This window comes from Streptomyces sp. NBC_00057 (genome assembly GCF_045041165.1).
In the GTDB taxonomy this organism is placed as follows: Bacteria; Actinomycetota; Actinomycetes; order Streptomycetales; family Streptomycetaceae; genus Streptomyces.
The window spans coordinates 5209470-5224779 of the sequence record NZ_CP108256.1; the positions used below are offsets into that span (position 1 = coordinate 5209470).

Annotated in this window: 18 protein-coding genes; 6 read left to right on the plus strand and 12 right to left on the minus strand. The window is 68.7% G+C overall.

Going from position 1 to position 15310, the window contains the following annotated elements; all coding sequences use genetic code 11:
- Nucleotides 1-67: 67 nt before the first annotated feature.
- Nucleotides 68-1066 carry a porphobilinogen synthase gene (gene hemB, locus OG953_RS24500; RefSeq protein ID WP_405686878.1) on the plus strand — a complete coding sequence of 333 codons (999 nt, stop codon included), beginning with the start codon at nucleotides 68-70 and terminating at the stop codon, nucleotides 1064-1066.
- Between the two features lie 276 nt (nucleotides 1067-1342).
- Complete coding sequence (locus OG953_RS24505) at nucleotides 1343-4192, plus strand: right-handed parallel beta-helix repeat-containing protein (protein WP_405686879.1); 2850 nt, start codon at nucleotides 1343-1345, stop codon at nucleotides 4190-4192.
- 12 nt (nucleotides 4193-4204) lie between these two features.
- Here OG953_RS24505 and OG953_RS24510 read toward each other — a convergent pair whose 3' ends face one another.
- Entirely contained in the window at nucleotides 4205-4732 is a 528-nt protein-coding gene (locus tag OG953_RS24510; RefSeq protein WP_405686881.1) for a HEAT repeat domain-containing protein, read from the minus strand.
- Between the two features lie 440 nt (nucleotides 4733-5172).
- Between OG953_RS24510 and OG953_RS24515 the strand changes: the two genes are divergently transcribed.
- On the plus strand, nucleotides 5173-6249 hold the full coding sequence (locus tag OG953_RS24515; RefSeq protein ID WP_405686882.1) for a MarR family transcriptional regulator: 1077 nt from the start codon (nucleotides 5173-5175) through the stop codon (nucleotides 6247-6249).
- Nucleotides 6250-6290: 41 nt separating this feature from the next.
- On the opposite strand, the gene OG953_RS24520 is transcribed toward OG953_RS24515, so the two are convergent.
- From OG953_RS24520 to OG953_RS24550, 7 genes are all read right to left on the minus strand, one after another.
- Nucleotides 6291-6635, minus strand: a complete 345-nt coding sequence (locus OG953_RS24520; protein WP_405686884.1) for a hypothetical protein — start codon at nucleotides 6633-6635, stop codon at nucleotides 6291-6293.
- 118 nt (nucleotides 6636-6753) lie between these two features.
- On the minus strand, nucleotides 6754-7068 hold the full coding sequence (locus tag OG953_RS24525; RefSeq protein WP_405686886.1) for a hypothetical protein: 315 nt from the start codon (nucleotides 7066-7068) through the stop codon (nucleotides 6754-6756).
- Nucleotides 7069-7233: 165 nt separating this feature from the next.
- Complete coding sequence (locus tag OG953_RS24530) at nucleotides 7234-7770, minus strand: SMI1/KNR4 family protein (RefSeq protein ID WP_405686888.1); 537 nt, start codon at nucleotides 7768-7770, stop codon at nucleotides 7234-7236.
- A gap of 140 nt (nucleotides 7771-7910) precedes the next feature.
- Nucleotides 7911-8702, minus strand: a complete 792-nt coding sequence (locus OG953_RS24535; RefSeq protein WP_405686890.1) for a DUF4253 domain-containing protein — start codon at nucleotides 8700-8702, stop codon at nucleotides 7911-7913.
- A 63-nt stretch (nucleotides 8703-8765) separates the two neighbouring features.
- Nucleotides 8766-9428: a maltokinase N-terminal cap-like domain-containing protein gene (locus tag OG953_RS24540; protein ID WP_405686892.1), complete on the minus strand. Its 663-nt coding sequence runs from the start codon at nucleotides 9426-9428 to the stop codon at nucleotides 8766-8768.
- Between the two features lie 24 nt (nucleotides 9429-9452).
- Nucleotides 9453-9707: a DUF397 domain-containing protein gene (locus tag OG953_RS24545; RefSeq protein WP_405686894.1), complete on the minus strand. Its 255-nt coding sequence runs from the start codon at nucleotides 9705-9707 to the stop codon at nucleotides 9453-9455.
- On the minus strand, nucleotides 9704-10489 hold the full coding sequence (locus OG953_RS24550) for a Scr1 family TA system antitoxin-like transcriptional regulator (RefSeq protein ID WP_405692033.1): 786 nt from the start codon (nucleotides 10487-10489) through the stop codon (nucleotides 9704-9706). The genes OG953_RS24545 and OG953_RS24550 overlap by 4 nt, the downstream gene beginning before the upstream one ends.
- A 151-nt stretch (nucleotides 10490-10640) precedes the next feature.
- Here OG953_RS24550 and OG953_RS24555 point away from each other — a divergent pair, with 151 nt between their 5' ends.
- Nucleotides 10641-11108: an ATP-binding protein gene (locus OG953_RS24555; protein WP_405686896.1), complete on the plus strand. Its 468-nt coding sequence runs from the start codon at nucleotides 10641-10643 to the stop codon at nucleotides 11106-11108.
- On the opposite strand, the gene OG953_RS24560 is transcribed toward OG953_RS24555, so the two are convergent.
- On the minus strand, nucleotides 11033-11836 hold the full coding sequence (locus tag OG953_RS24560; protein ID WP_405686898.1) for a HEAT repeat domain-containing protein: 804 nt from the start codon (nucleotides 11834-11836) through the stop codon (nucleotides 11033-11035). The two genes, OG953_RS24555 and OG953_RS24560, sit on opposite strands and share 76 nt — an antisense overlap.
- 164 nt (nucleotides 11837-12000) lie before the next feature.
- On the opposite strand from OG953_RS24560, the gene OG953_RS24565 reads away from it, so the two are divergent.
- Nucleotides 12001-12600, plus strand: a complete 600-nt coding sequence (locus OG953_RS24565) for a GNAT family N-acetyltransferase (RefSeq protein WP_405686900.1) — start codon at nucleotides 12001-12003, stop codon at nucleotides 12598-12600.
- A gap of 154 nt (nucleotides 12601-12754) precedes the next feature.
- Here the strand turns inward: OG953_RS24565 and OG953_RS24570 are convergent, their stop codons facing one another.
- Genes OG953_RS24570 through OG953_RS24580 form a run of 3 tightly spaced genes read right to left on the minus strand, consistent with a single transcriptional unit; the run spans nucleotide 12755 to nucleotide 14794 of the window.
- The gene (locus tag OG953_RS24570) at nucleotides 12755-13624 is read right to left on the minus strand and encodes a transporter substrate-binding domain-containing protein (RefSeq protein ID WP_405686902.1); all 870 of its coding nucleotides are present in this window, start codon (nucleotides 13622-13624) and stop codon (nucleotides 12755-12757) included.
- Between the two features lie 22 nt (nucleotides 13625-13646).
- Complete coding sequence (locus tag OG953_RS24575; RefSeq protein WP_405686904.1) at nucleotides 13647-14369, minus strand: hypothetical protein; 723 nt, start codon at nucleotides 14367-14369, stop codon at nucleotides 13647-13649.
- On the minus strand, nucleotides 14366-14794 hold the full coding sequence (locus tag OG953_RS24580; protein WP_405686906.1) for a hypothetical protein: 429 nt from the start codon (nucleotides 14792-14794) through the stop codon (nucleotides 14366-14368). The genes OG953_RS24575 and OG953_RS24580 overlap by 4 nt, the downstream gene beginning before the upstream one ends.
- Nucleotides 14795-14846: 52 nt before the next feature.
- Between OG953_RS24580 and OG953_RS24585 the strand changes: the two genes are divergently transcribed.
- On the plus strand, nucleotides 14847-15227 hold the full coding sequence (locus OG953_RS24585) for an erythromycin esterase family protein (protein WP_405686908.1): 381 nt from the start codon (nucleotides 14847-14849) through the stop codon (nucleotides 15225-15227).
- The last annotated feature ends 83 nt before the right edge of the window (nucleotides 15228-15310 follow it).

Here is a 15310-nt window from a genome sequence, read left to right on the forward strand (position 1 = left end):
GCCCCTGCCCGTTTTTCCGGCACGGGTGTCGGTAAGACGGTGATGTGTACGGGTCTAGTCTCGAAGCATGACTGTGTACGGAAACTTCCCCGGCTCCCGCCCCCGGCGGCTGCGGACGACCCCGGCGATGCGGCGCATGGTCGCCGAGACACGGCTCGACCCGGCGAATCTGATCCTGCCCGCGTTCGTACGCGAGGGTGTCGACGCGCCCGTCGCCATCTCGGCCATGCCCGGCGTCCAGCAGCACACCCTGGACACCCTGCGGAAGGCCGCCGTCGAGGCGGTGTCGGCCGGGGTCTCCGGGATCATGCTCTTCGGCGTTCCCGCGGACGAGAAGAAGGACGCCCGGGGCACGGCGGGCACGGACCCGGACGGCATCCTTCAGGTCGCTCTGCGCGCGGTGCGCGAGGAGGTCGGTGACGATCTCGTCGTCATGTCGGACCTGTGCCTGGACGAGTACACCGACCACGGCCACTGTGGCGTGCTGACCGCCGACGGCCGCGTCGACAACGACGTGACGCTGGAGCGGTACGCCGAGATGGCCCAGGTCCAGGCCGACGCGGGCGCCCATGTGGTCGGCCCCAGCGGCATGATGGACGGCCAGGTCGGCGTCATCCGCGACGCGCTCGACCAGACGGGCCACGAGGACGTCTCGATCCTCGCCTACACGGTGAAGTACTCGTCGGCGTTCTACGGGCCGTTCCGCGAGGCCGTCGGCTCCTCGCTCGAGGGCGACCGCAAGACGTACCAGCAGGACTCGGCGAACGCCCGTGAGTCCCTGCGCGAGCTGGCGCTCGACCTCGAGGAGGGCGCCGACATGGTCATGGTCAAGCCGGCCGGACCGTACCTCGACGTCCTCGCGAAGGTCGCCGACTCGGTGGACGTGCCGGTTGCCGCGTACCAGATCAGTGGTGAGTACGCGATGATCGAGGCCGCCGCCGAGAAGGGCTGGATCGACCGGGACGCGGCCATTCTGGAGAGCCTGACCGGCATTCGCCGGGCGGGTGCGCAGATGATCCTGACGTACTGGGCGACGGAGGTCGCACAGCGGCTGGGGCAGCGCTGAGCCCGGTCTCGTCGAAGTGGCCCGGCCCGTGGACTTCACTACGGGGCCGGGCCTTCGTGTGTGTGGGGGTCCTGGGCGCGGGACGAAACGGTGCCGGTTTTCCTCTTCGGCGTGTCCCTCCGGCGGACTGAGGCGGCCCAACCTCTTGACGGTCATCCGATGTATTTATAGCTTTCGGCGCGGTAGTCCCCTGTAATGCGGGAAAGTTGCGCACAGACATGGGATGCCTGGCTTCGTGGTACGTCAATCAGGCCTGACCGTCGATGAGGAGTGCCCGTGCGCACTGTCCCAGGTTCGTGTCCCAGCCGCCGAAACCCGGCCTCGGCGCTGACTGCCGTCGTGGCCACCGCCGCGCTGGGCGCCGGGCTGGCCGTACTGCCGGTCGTCCCCGCCTCCGCCCAGGGCAAGGGCGACGCAGCGGTCGTCTTCCACGTATCGCCCACCGGCAGCGACCGGGCCAAGGGATCGGCGGCGAAGCCGTTCCGGACACTGGAACGGGCCCAGAGGGCTGTGCGTACATTGCTGCGCAAGGGCGTGCGGGAGAGGAGACCGGTCGATGTCGTGGTGCACGGTGGTACGTACCGGCTGCGGTCCACGCTGAATTTCACCGCCGGCGACTCCGGTACCGCCAAGGCTCCGGTCCGGTACGTCGCGGCGCCCGGCGAACGCGTCGTCATCAGTGGCGGCCGTTCGCTCGCACCTCGCTGGAGGTCCTACTCCGGCACGGTCAAGGTCGCGGACATCGGAGCCGGCCTCGACTTCGACGGGCTCTTCGTCGACGGGCAGCGGCAGACGCTCGCCCGCTACCCCGACTACGACCCGAGCACGGCGATCCTCGGCGGGTACGCGGCGGACGCCATCTCCCCCGAGCGCGTGGCTCGTTGGAAGAACCCGACGACGGCACTCGTACGCGGTCTGCACGACGGGATGTGGGGCGGGAACTCCTTCAAGGTCACCGGTGTGAAGGCGGACGGTACACCTGAGCTGGCCTGGGTCGGCGACAACAACCGGGGCAGCGGCCTGCACGCCGCGTACCGCATGGTCGAGAACGTCTTCGAGGAGCTCGACGCACCCGGCGAATGGTTCTACGACAAACCCGCCGGGAAGCTCTACTTCTATCCCCCGGCGGGCGTCGACCCCGCCCGCGCCCGTGTCGAGACGGCCGAGCAGAACGAACTGATCCGGGTGGCGGGCAACGGGCCGGGCGACGCCGTTCGCCATCTGACCTTCTCCGGCTTCACCTTCACCCAGACCCACCGCACGCTCTTCAACACGCCGTACGAGAAGCTCCAGCTCGGCGACTGGGCTCTCGCGCGAGCGGCAGCGGTCCATCTGAAGAACACCGAGAACGTCTCCGTACGCGACTCACACTTCGACCAGCTCGGCGGCAACGCGCTCCTGATCGACGGGTACAACAGCCACGACATCGTCTCGGGCAATGAGTTCAGCCACTCGGGGGCCTCCGACGTCGCGGTCATCGGCAACCCGGACGCGGTCCGAGAGCCCTCCACCTGGGACAGCATGCGCCGGACCATCAGCGACACCCGGCCCGGCCCGAAGACCGAGAACTACCCCCGCGACATCAGCATCCGCGACAACTACCTGCACGACAACGGACAGTTCGAGAAGCAGACCTCCGGCGTGCAGATTTCGATGAGCCGTCGCGTCAACGTCGACGGCAACACCCTTCACGACGGTCCCCGCGCCTGCATCGACATCAACGACGGCACCTGGGGCGGCCACCTCATCGAGAACAACGACATCTTCAACTGCGTCAAGGAGACGTCCGACCACGGCCCCTTCAACTCCTGGGGCCGGGACCGCTTCTGGCCGCTGGCCGCCGACGACGCGACGAAGAAGTCGTACGCGAAGCTGGACGCGATGGAGACCACCGTCATCCGCCACAACCGGATCCGGCACTCCTCGCACTGGGACATCGACCTCGACGACGGCAGCTCGAACTACCTCATCGAGGACAACCTGCTGCTCAACGGCGGGGTCAAGCTCCGCGAGGGCTTCCACCGGACCGTACGCAACAACGTCTTCGTCAACGGCGGCGCGCACTTCCACGTCTGGTTCGCGGACAGCGGCGATGCCGTAGAGAAGAACATTTTCATCACTGACACCCCCTACAGCCTGATCCAGGTCGACATGGCCAGGAGCAGGCCCGCCATCAACGACAACCTGTTCTGGAACAACGGCAAGGCCGTCCAGGGCGTCAACGACGCCTGGCGGGCGAACGGGCTGGACACCCGCTCGGTGATCGCCGACCCGAAGTTCACCGGCTCCTCTCCCTTCGTCGACCCGGCAAAGCTCGACTACACCGTCCAGTCCGACTCGCCCGCCCTGGCCCTCGGCTTCCACAACATCACGATGGACCGCTTCGGCAGGGCCGGTGCCCCCACCCCGCCGCCGCTCACCTGGCCCACGGAGACCCCCGACACCGACACCCTCGACGCCCTTCCGGAGCCGCTGCTGGGCGTGCCGGTGACGCGGATCTACTCCGACGCGATCAAGTCCGCCACGGGGCTGACCGACACCGACGGTCTGCATCTGGCCTCCGTGCCGAGCACCTCGGAGGCGTACCGGCAGGGGCTGCGCGCCAATGACGTCATCCGGGAGATCGACGGCCGGCCGGTCACCGACCGCAACAGTTTCTGGCTCGTGTACAACCAGGCCGCGCCCGGCGCCGATGTCCCGCTGAAGGTCTGGCGCAATCAGTCGTCCGCCCAGGTGACCGTGCGCAAGCCCACCGGAGTCCAACAGATCAACAACACCTCCGGCGTCGTCTATACCGGCACCGGCTGGGACTGGAAGAACAGGTTCCGGGGCGGCGCGGGCGGCTGGGCCGACGATGTGCACGCCACCCAGGTCAAGGGGGACTCCTTCGAGCTCGCCTTCAACGGGACCGCGATCGATCTCCTCACCCAGGTCAACACCGATGAGGGCGAGATCGAGCTCTTCCTCGACGGCCGGTCCGTCGGCACGATCGACACCTACAACGCCACGCGCGTGCATCAGAAGACCGTCTTCAGCAGGACCGGGCTGGCCCCGGGGGCGCACACCCTCAGGGGTGTCATGAAGACGGGCGACTACATGATCGTGGACAGTTTCACGATCGGGTAGCGGACGCCTGCCCTACGCATCGGGCTTCCGGCCCCACGCCGTCAGGATGCGGGCCGCCGCACGGCCGAGGTCGCGGTCCTGGGTGAGGGCGCGCAGCACGTCGGTACGGGCATCGCTCGGGCCCGCCTCCGCGACGGCGGCCAGGGCGTTGTCCCGTACGAGGGGGTCCTCGTCCGGTTCCAGGGAGGCGGCCAGGGCCTCATGGACCGCCGGTTCGTCGGCGTAGGGGCCGAGCGCCTCGGCCGCGTACTGGCGGACCAGGTCCTCCTCGGGGTCGTTCAGGGCGGCCAGCAGGGCGCGGGCGGCGGTGCGGGCGGTGGCCGGGTCCGACGGGGGCCAAAGGCGCGGGGTCGTGGCGGCCTCGACGCGGGCGAGGTCGTACTCCTGCGGGTCTGCGACGACCGCGATCAGGAAGGGCAGCGCGTCGGGGGTGTCGTTCAGTTCCGCGACGATCTCGCGCTTGCGGTCGCTGGAGGCGGGCAGGGCGCGGAACTCCTCGATGAGGTGGTGGGGGTGGTCCGGGCTCGGGGCCGGGGGCATGCTGAGTTCCTCTCGGGGACGTCGGGCCGGGGCCGCAAACGTTACGTATGCGTCGAACGTCGCGCTGGGGGGCCGGCGCTCGATACCCGGGCCTCGGACTCCGAGACCCGGGTTTCGAGACCCGGGCGTATCGGTTCACTCGTGCGGGGGACGAGGCGGGGCGGTGGCCGAGCGTTGAGCTTCGGGATCCGGGCGTCGGGATGCGAGCTCCGGGATTCGGGTTCCGGGATTCGAGCGGCTTCTGTAACCGGTAGGCAGGTAAGGGGGGTTGGGAAAACCTCCCCACCTCCCTGACCCGTCACGGCCAGCAAGTATGACTAATCGTGACCGACTTGCAGCGTGGCGTTGTGACTGCTTACGGTGCGAGAACTAAACGACCCCGACGCGGTGTTAGCAGCACCGTGCCGGGGTCTCACCCCAAGATCGAAAAGAGCGATCTCGTGGCTACCCAGAACTTTAGCCCTGCCCTGTGCGCGCCCGCATCCTCGCTCCCGTACCCGATGGCCAAGCCCGGTTACGGCAAGCGGTCCGCCCCGGACCAACAGCCCCGTCGCGCCGACGACTTCGCGCTGCTGCCCGAGCGGGAGCGGTATGTCGCCGGGTTTGTCGACCACCTGCCCGACGGCGCGGCGATGAATGTGAAGGCCCTGGCCAAGCAGCTGCCGCTCTACGGGCAGCAAGCCGTCAGCAGTGCCCTGACCGCCCTGTCGGTGGCCGGTCACCTGCGTCGTGTGCGTCGCCTGGTGGGCGAGGGCGACCAGGTTCGGTGGGTCTTCCGCACGTTCTGGTCCCGCACCGCGCGCGACAACGAATGGTGGGCCGACTACCTTGCCGCCGAGGACAACCGGGCCGGGGCTGAGGGTGAGCCTGAACCGCCGACGACCACATTCCCGTCGCGCTGGGCTCTCACGGAGTCCCCGGTTCCGGCACCTGGGGCCGCTGCCGACGAGTCGCTTCCGGCCCCCGTGCCGGTCACAGCGCCCCAGCCCGAAGCGGGGCCCGCACTCTCCGAACCTGCCGCACTTTCGCGGCCGAACCCGGGCTGCCCCTTGCCGGAGCACCCGTCGCCCGCGTACCTGGCCCTGGCGCAACTCGGGCGCCTGGACCACAGGGTGGCCCTGTCCGCCGCTGACTGCGAGGCGCTGGAGGGACGCGCCACCGAATGGCTTGCACGCGGCGTGAGTACGGACTACCTCACCCAGGCCCTCACCGCCGGACTTCCCGCTCAGGTCGACTCGCCCGTCGGTTTCCTGCGCCGTCGGCTCAACGACAAGATCCCACCCGCCTTGCCCGCCGCCCCGGAAGCCCCCGTCGTCCCTGCCCACCGCGTCATGGTCGAGTGCACCCAGTGCGGCACCCCCGGCCGCCCCGACGCGCTTCCCGACGGGCTCTGCCGCCCCTGCCGCCAGGCCGCCCACGGCTCAGCCGTCACCCCGGATGCCGTCACCGAGCCCGCGATCGAACGTGATGTCCGCGCCTACGTGAGCGAACTTCGCGACCTGCTCAAGGTCCCGTGACGCCGCAGCTGTCCGAGCGGCAGCGGTACGCCTCCGGGGACTCAGGGCCAGTCGACCAGAGCCATGAATGTCACCCACGCGACGAACACCGTGCCGGGTGCGAGCACGGCGAGCGCGAGACTGGCCGGCGGCCTGCGCCTGCTGAACATCCAGCTCGCGACCAGCGCGATCAGCGCCACCACCAGGCCGCAGACGAACACCGTCCACGCGGCAGGGAAACTCGCATCGAACCGGTGGGCTTCTGCTTCAGCGCAGTAGTCGCAGGATATCGGCGACAACATGACGTGGACCAGGGCGAAGAACGCGAGCGGAAGCGTCACGATCGTGGAGATCAGCGAGGCGACCCAGGTGTGCGGTGGGCGGGTGCTCGTGACTGTCTCGGGCATGTGTACGAGTCAACTCGGCACCCGTGAGCGCCACATGAGTTGTCGTACTCAGTCCCACCGGAACGACCATGTGTGTCCTGGTTCAGCAATGCCTTCTCGGCGTAGGCCTCCAGGGTGGTCAGCGAGGACTGGTCGATGTTGTCCGGGCAGAACGCGAAGTGCTCGGCGGCCAGGGCCCGCGTCGCCGCCGGTATGTCAGCGCTGCGGCTGCGGGGACCAGAGCCACCCGCAGCCGGGCCAACGGCTCGCCCGGATCGGCGAATTGGTCGGCGACCGCGGCCGCGAGTGCGTCCGGGGCATCGGGGCTGGACATGGACGGGGTGGGCGCCATGCCCGGCCACTCGCTTTCCGTGTCGAGTTCGTCGGGTGCGTTCGCCTCCCAGAACTCGCTGAGCACGGCCTCGGCGTCGTGGTCGCCCGGGTACGTCATCATGGCCGTGGTGGCATGGCATCCAGTTCTCGGTGTTCGAGGCCGCACTCCGGCGTGGGTCGGTACTCGTCTCCGTAGAGACAACGGGCATGCGCCGTCAGGGTGCTGTGCATGCCCTGGAGCCTACGATGCCTTAATCCGCCGGACAGAACCTAACACCGGCCCCTACTAGGGCTGTTCGTTGGCCCACGGTCCGACCCAGGATTCGTCCCGCAGCTTCCGTGCCTCCATGTATTTGTGGGTGAGGTGCCCGTCGAGCCATGCCTGGATCCACTGGGGGAAGGTCAGGTCAAGTTTGTGGCGGTCGCCTTCCTCCCACCACCACATCTGGCCCTCGGGATGACGGCAGTCGAGCAGCGCCCACATCGCGCAGCCGAAGTCGCAGAAGAACAGCACGCCCGGCGGCGGGGCGGGCGGATCCTCCGGGGCCAGCTCGGCGTTCAGGTAGTCGAGATAGCCGTTGAACACACCCAGCTCCTCGTCGTGCAGGGGCGAGAAACCATCGAACGGACCGACGCCGCCGTCGGCGATCTCCAGGTAAAGGCGACGGACCAGCGGCGGTAGCCGAAAGCCGGTAGTGCGCTCCGCATCCTCAACCGTGTCCAGCGCGGCGGGTTCGGGTGTCGTCAAAGTTGAGGTCAAGTCGGTGGGCTGTCCCGCCTTCACGCGAGCGCGGACGGCCTCGAACAGTTCGTCATCAGTCACTGAGCGATCTTCGTGCGTGGGTGGGGGAGCTGGCTAGGGTCTGTCCGGCGGGATCAGGCCGGAGACGGGTGGCCGTCACCTTCTGTGTGCAGATGGGCGTGCCAGGGCCCGCAACCGCGGCAAGATCCGCCGGACAGGCCCTAGTCCCACCAGAAGGACCAGGTCTCCTGGTTCAGCAGCATCTTCTCGGCGTAGACGTCCAGGTCGTACGGCGGGTTCTGATCGATGTTGTCCGGGCAGAACGCGAAGTGCTCGGCGGCGAGCGCCCGTGCCTCCGCCAGGGTGGTGGGCGGCCGTCCGACCGAGACGGTCAGGGTGTCGAAGCCGATCACTACGACCCGTATGCCGAAGCGGTCCTCCCAGGAGCGGAGCACGGCACAGAGCCGGGCCACGTCGTCCTCGTAGTTGACCGGGCCCGACCAGCCGATCGCCGCCGGGATGTCCGCACTGCGCCGGGCCGGGACGAGCGCCGCCCGTGTGCCGGGGAACCAGCCGTCCGGGCCGGTGCACTCGTCCGCGATCTCGACCGCCAGGTGGTCCGGGTTGTCGGGCCCGTCGGCGGCCGGGGAGGGCGCCAGGCCCGGCCATTCGCCGTCGGCGGCGTCGAGTTCTTCGGGCGCGCAGTCCGCCCAGTACTCGCCGAGCACCTCCTCGGCGTCGTGATCACCCGGGTATGACGTCCTGTCCGGGTCGAGGTCCCAGGTGTCGGGCCACTGGTCGCGTCTCCCGCCGTCGATCAGTACGGGAAGCAGCCCGACCGGCCGTCCCGCATCGCGCAGCCCGGCCCACGTCCCGGGGGACGCGGGCTCGTCGGCGTACCAGAGCAGCGGTTCGTGCCAGGTGCCGTCGATCGTGACGTCCACCAGTGAGCCGGGAGGGAGTTGAAGCCCTGACGTGGCCAGGGACGGGAGCGGGTTCGGGAGCGTCGCCATGACCGCGACTCTAGACGCGGCCACTGACAGCGGTGGGGCGCGGCCGGTGGCGCGGGCCTTGGACTACGGGTGTGCGCGAACGACGGCGAACGCGGTGCGCGCCGTGGTGCCGTCGGGCAGCGGCGCGTCTGCGGTGATGTGGCCGAGTGCCTGCCCCTCGATGTCCTGGCCGGGCTGGAGAACGCGGTTGATGTGGATGGTCAGCCGGCGTCCGTCGGCCGTCTCCACCAGGATGTCCGTACCGCTCGGGTCGTCGGTCACGGTCGTGGAGGCGATCGCCGCCCTGGCTCCGGTCTCCGCGAACCAACCGGTGACGGACGGGTCGGGGGTGTCGCTCATGCCCTGCATCTGCGGCTCGGCCTCGCCGACGATCAGCGCGAACAGCTGGGCGACGAGGACCGGGTCACGCGTCCCGTCGTACACCCACCGCTTCCCCAGCACCCCGTGCTCGGTCGTGCCGATGAGCGCTTCGTCGGCACCCGGGATCGGTGCGCCGCGATAGCTGAACGGCACGTGATACGTGACCGATTGGTCGCCCGAGGTGTCGGTGGCCGCCATGAACTCGATGCCGACCTCGCCCTCCGGGTCGTCCAGGCGGAATCCGCCGGTCCTGGCCAGCTCGGGCTGCTGCCCCGACTTGCCGCGGTACCAGGGCTGCGCGGGCAGCCAGGAGGCGAGGAGTTCCAGTTTGGTGGGCGTCAGGGTGGTGTGGTGGATGACAGCCATGGCGGTGGTATCCCTCCGGTGGGCTCAGACGAGTCGCCGGTCGGCGGCGAAACCGGCGAAGGCCGTCCAGGTGGCGGGCGCGACGGTGAGGCTGGGGCCGTTGGGGTTCTTGGAGTCGCGGATGTGGATGGCGGTGGGGTGTGCGGCGATCTCGACGCAGGCGCCGCCTTCGCTGCCGCTGTAGCTCGACTTGCGCCATTCGTAGGCGACTTCGAGGCACTGTCCGCCCTCATCGCCGCTGTAGCTGGACTTGAACCACTCACGTGCGGTGCTGCTCATAGCTCTCCCAGCAGACGGTCCAACAGGCCCACGGTGTCTTCGGGGCTGAGGGCCTGAGCTCGCAGCATCGCATATTTCTGGGCGAGGATGCTGACCTCGTCGGGGTCGGAGACGAGCAAGCTGCCGCGCTGCGTCTCGGAGTAGGCGACGTGCTGGAAGTCCGGTGTCTCCAGCAGGATGAAGGGGCCGTCGAGTCCGGCGTGGGTGCGGCTGTTCAGCGGCAGGACCTGGAGACAGATGCCGGGGAGCGCGGCACACGTCCGAAGGTGGCGTAGCTGCTCCGCATACCCCTCGTTGTCCAGGAGTTGAAGCATCAGGACCGGTTCCCAGACGACGAAGCTGATGGTCGGGGGCGTGGTGCGGTGCAGAATCTCCTGACGCTCAAGGCGGCCCGCGGTCTGGATGGCGATCTCGTCCTCGCCGAAGACCGGTACGCGGTTGCGGAAGACGGCTCGGGCGTAAGGCTCCGTCTGGAGGAGTCCGGGGAGCACCTGGTTGTCGTACCAGGACAGTGCCAGGGCTTCCCGTTCCAGGTCCAGGTACTGCTCGACCCACGCCGGGATCAGGTCCACCTCCGGCATGTTGCCCACCGCCGTCTCCAGCGCCCCCTTGGTCTCCAGCAACTCGTCCAATCGACGTGCCAGTTCCGGCAACAGCGCACGTCTGCCCTGCTCGATCGAGGCGATCGTCTCCACCTGGTGGCCCACCCGGTCCGCGAGCTGGGCCTGGGTCAGGCCGGCCGCGACGCGGAACACGCCGACCAGTTTGCCCACGAGTTTCATTGCCGACGCGTTCTTGCGCTGCCGCTTCCTGGGGTGCATACGGATCGAACTCCCACCTACATGCGTACGTCACGCGCGCACGGCCCGTACAAGAAATCTGTACGGGTGCGCATACTGCGGCAGCGTAGTAACAGAGTGTGACTCTCGTCCCATGAACGAGACGATGCAACTCTCGCTGCTGCGTGAGCGGTTCTACCGGCGTGAGCGCCGATCGGTGTCTGCCGCGAGAGAGTTCGTACGGGGAGCGGTCGCCGACTGGGGGTTCGGTGCGCGGCTGGATGACGTACTGCTGTGTGTGAGCGAGCTGGCCACGAATGCGCTGGTGCACGGGGTGCCGCCGGGGCGGGGGTATCTGGTGCGGCTGCTGTTGCGTGAGGAGGGGCGGTTGATGCGGGTGGAGGTCCACGACAGCGGGGACGGGCAGCCGGGCGTGCGGGATCCGGACGGGGAGTCGGGGCGCGGGCTGGTGATCGTGGCAGCGCTGGCGGATGTGTGGGGGGTCGGGGAGCGGAACCCGGGCAAGATCGTGTGGTGCGAGTTCGGTCAGGGCTCCTGCTCGGGCGTGGCGAACTCGACGGCCTCCCGGACATCCGCTTCGGGGTCCTGGGAGAGGCGTTGAAGGAGCACGCCGACGCCCGGTGCCGACCAGTGGGCGACCGCCTCGACCAGGGCCACGCGGACCTGTGGGTCCGGGTGGTCCGCGAGGTGGGCCAGTTGGTCGACCGGTCCGCGTCGGCGCATCCCGAACCAGCGGAGCGTCTCGGTTAGTTGGGCCGGGTCGCCGGGGTTTCCCGCTGCGGCGATCCGGCGGAGGAGGACCGGGGAGGCGGGGGCGGGGCCGTCGAGGGGGTGCGGGCGGCGTTGCCGCAGGCGTTGTGAGCCGTATTCGCCGCGTATCCGGCAACCGAAGCAGGTGCAGGGCGTCTTGCCGTTCGAGTCGGGGAAGTACCGCCAGCCGGTGACCTGGCTGACCATCCGGATGCGGTGCACTTCGCGCCTGGTGACGGTCCTGGGGACGAACACTTCCCAGCCGCGCGGGTCGTCCAGGGCAGCGACGCGGCGGACGGCTTCGGCGGCTGTGGTGATTCCGGGGTCGGCGTTGTAGCGGCCCACGGTGACGGGTTCGTCGTCCGGCAGGCGGATGTGCACGGCTACGAGACCGCGTGGGCCGCCGCGCCTGGCCAGTTCGCGCAGCCACTGGTGCGTGAGGGTGTACGAGGGCAGGACGGGGAAGCAGTAGAGGCCCCGTGGCAGTGATGCTTCGCGGCCGTGGCTGACGGCCCGTATCCCGGAACGGCGGATGCGCGCCGCGTTCGCCGAGGGTGTCAGGTGTACGAACATCGCCATGCGGCCGATGCTAGTGCCCCTCCCGGCAAGCTTTGCCCCGTCGCAAACATTGCCGGTCACGGCGCTGGAGCGTGATTCTTTGATGGGTTGGTCAGTTGATCGGATGTGCTGCTGAACAGAAAAATCCGGTGGTCCCGACTTGAAAGCACCCATAGCATCCGCCCATGACCGAAGACACCGGGATCGCGGGCAACGAGCATGACGCAGAGGCTGAAAGGGAACTTTCCTGGCGAGCCAAGTCTGTCGGTCTCGCGGCAGTCGACATAGACGACGCCGAGCTCTTGCACGGCTGGCGGTCCGACCCGGTAACCGCCTATGAAATCGGCATCTGGCCGCGCTCCCTCACCGCGATGCGCGAGCGCATCGAGCGCGACAGTGACGACGATCGCGACGACTTCCTCATCCTGCTCCCTGACAGCACCCCTATCGGACATATTGCACTGAGCGGCCAGAACATCGTCAACGGCACAGCACAGGTCGAGCTGATGGTGGCCCCTCAGCATCGCGGGCACGGCCACGGCACCGACGCCCTCGACGCGCTGGTGGACCTGGCGTTCGGCGAACTCCCCATGCACCGCCTCACGGCAGAGACCCACACTGACAACGCCCCCGCCCTCGCTGTCCTCGCCAAATCCGGCTTCGTACACGAAGGCATCAGCCGCGCCGCCTGTCTCCATCGCGGCCGCCGCCACGACCTCGCCGTGTTCTCACTACTCCGCCCCGAATGGGAAGCGCTGAACCGCCCTCGCGCCTGGGATGCCTGATCAGACGGAGAGCCCTTGCCCGGCTCCCAGCCCAGCTCGGCGCGACACCCCTCAGAGCATCGATGAACTGGGGCAGGACGGATCGGTGGTCTTGTCTCCGCTGCGGCGACGTACGAGGGCGGCGAACCGTGCGGCCGTGCGGTTTCTGCGGGCGTCATGAATCCGAGGGATCTGTGCAGGAGTTCTGCAGGATGGACTCCTCGGACGGCAGGTAGTCCGTTGCCCAGCTCGTGTTGTTCTCTATGGCCTGGGGCAGCGACGTTCTGAGGTCTTCCAGCCAGTCATTGCTGCCCACATAGTCCTTGACGATCTCCAGCAGCCGGGCACAGTCGTCGCGATGCTTCTTGGGCAGAGCGATGCCGTACATCTGGGTGGGACCGAAGGTGAGGTCCGGGAGGACATGCAGCCCCTCCGAGGCGTGCTGATCAGCGAAACCGTAGAGGATGAGCTGATCGGTGGACATGGCGACGGGGCGGGTCTCCTCCGGGCCGTTGAGCATGGCTTTGATGCACTGCGACGCGGTGTCCTTCTCGACCGGGATGCCAATGTTCAGCTGTCTGAGCAATGTGGCGGAAGTCGTGCCCTTGTACGTGCAGATCGGCTTGTCCTTGAGATCCGACAGGCCCTTGATGCCCGAGGACTTGCCGACCAGGATGCCTTGCTGGTTCTTGAGATAGGGGCCGACGAAGTCGATCGCTTCCATTCGGACCGATGTGATCGAGAACGTCGCGATGACCAGGTCGTTCTTCTTGGTCTTGGTCAGCGAGGGGATCCGGTCGGCGGAGGAGACGTACCGCTCGGCCATATCGACGCCCAGCTTGTCGGTGATCCGCTTGCCGACGCGGTAGTCGAAGCCGGTGGTGTGGTATTCCGGTGCGTCTCCCGTGCCGGGCTGGTCGCTCTTGAAGCCGATGTTGATCCGGTCCTTGCCGAGGAAGGTGGGCTCGGGCGCCTGTGAGCAGGCTGCCGCGGTGAGCGCGAGGCTCGCTGCCAGGGCGGCGAGCCAGGTGTGCCGGCGTCGCATATGTCTCCTTGACCAGTCGTGTTCAGTCATGCAGAACGGCTTCGGCCGCCGACACGTCCATCCGGCAGTCCTCACCGGTTCTGAGCGTGATGGAGAACCGGGCGGGGGTGTCGCGGACCGGCAGTTCGTGCCGGGTGTTGAGTCCGGAGGCGTCATCTGTCCCGCCGTCGGGGCCGGGCAGGACGAAGCGGGTGTCGGGCCGGCATCGCTGGACGTCGCCCGCGCCCCTGGCCTCGTCGGCGTCGAGAGCGAGCCTCAGCCGGCCGCGGGGTGGCCCGTCCTTGATCACGACGACGAACTGCTCCCCGTCCGTCAGGTTCTTCGAAGGCGTGAGGGTGATCCGGCCCATGACATCGACCTCTCCGTGCTCCCGCAGGTCCTCCATCGCCAGACAGCCGAGGACCGCGATGACGACCGACACCCAGGAGACCGCCGCGCGCGCCGCCCGGGACCAGTCGACACCGACGGTGGCCCGGAGGAACGCGATCAGGAACGACACCAGCAACACCGCGTACACCGGCAGGAACTGGGCACGGGGGCCCTCCGGTTCACGGGCCAGCGCGATGACGAGCGAGAGAAAGACGAGCGCACTGGGCACCCAGTTCCACACGAGTGAGCGGTGATCGCGCTCCCGGCTGCTCGTCCCGATGAAGAGGGGGTTGCCGATGATCTGCCCGATCCCGGGCCCTCCTCCGGTCCCACCCGTGCCGATGTTGTGCTGGGATCCGGGCTGTTGCCGGCTCATGGCCGGTCGTTCCCGCCCCGCGCCGTGCCGAACTGGACGTTGCCGATGATCTGCCCGATCCCGGCCCCTCCGCCCGTCCCGCCCGTACCGATGTTGACGGTGGTACTGGGGGTGGCGGCGCGTGCGATGCGCTCGATGTGCTCGGTGAGGGACGCCGCGCTCCGGTCGCCGTCCGGCGCGTCGTACCACTCGGCGAGCGCGGTCGCGAGGGCCGTGTGCTCGGCGGGGGGCAGCGCGCGGATGGTGTCGGCCTCGGCGGTGTCCGGCGTGCGGTCCAGCGCCCGGCCGAGCAGGGCGCGGCCCCGCTCCACGATTCCGTCGGCCGCGCGGTCCTGCGCGGCGGCGAGTACGGACTGGCCGAACGAAGCGAGCGCGGTAGCCAGATAGGGGCCAAGCTGTGCGGCTTGGTTGAGGAGTTCGGACATGCTCATAGCCTCCTGTGTTTAAGTCGATGCTATCCGTAACCAGCCTGCGAGGATGGAGACTTGGCCCGGTGTCATGTCGGGGCGCCGGGCATTTGCCGAGGGGTACCTCGTCGACGACTGGATCCGCGGCGACCCCGGCGACGTCGGGACGGTGGGGCGGGACGGATTCACCTTCCGGTTCGGCGAGTCCAGCGAGATGCACGACATGCTCCGCCTGCTGCGCGCTCACAACGCGGACGGTGGCCGGGTGCGGTGCGCCGGCCTGGACGTGCCGGGCTCGGGCGGTTCGGGACTTCCCGCGTTGCGCCTGGTGCGCGCGTACCTCGCGGCGCACCACCCCGGCCAGGCGCCCTTCGCCGACGCCGCGATCGAGGCGACCGCGCCCTACCGGAGCGCCAACACGGTGTGGCGCCCGAACGTTACTCCGAGCTGAGCGACGCGGTCCGCGCCACCGCCACCGCCACCGCCGCGCTGTCCAGGCTGCTGCTGCGGCTGGACGCACTGCGGCCCGGCCCC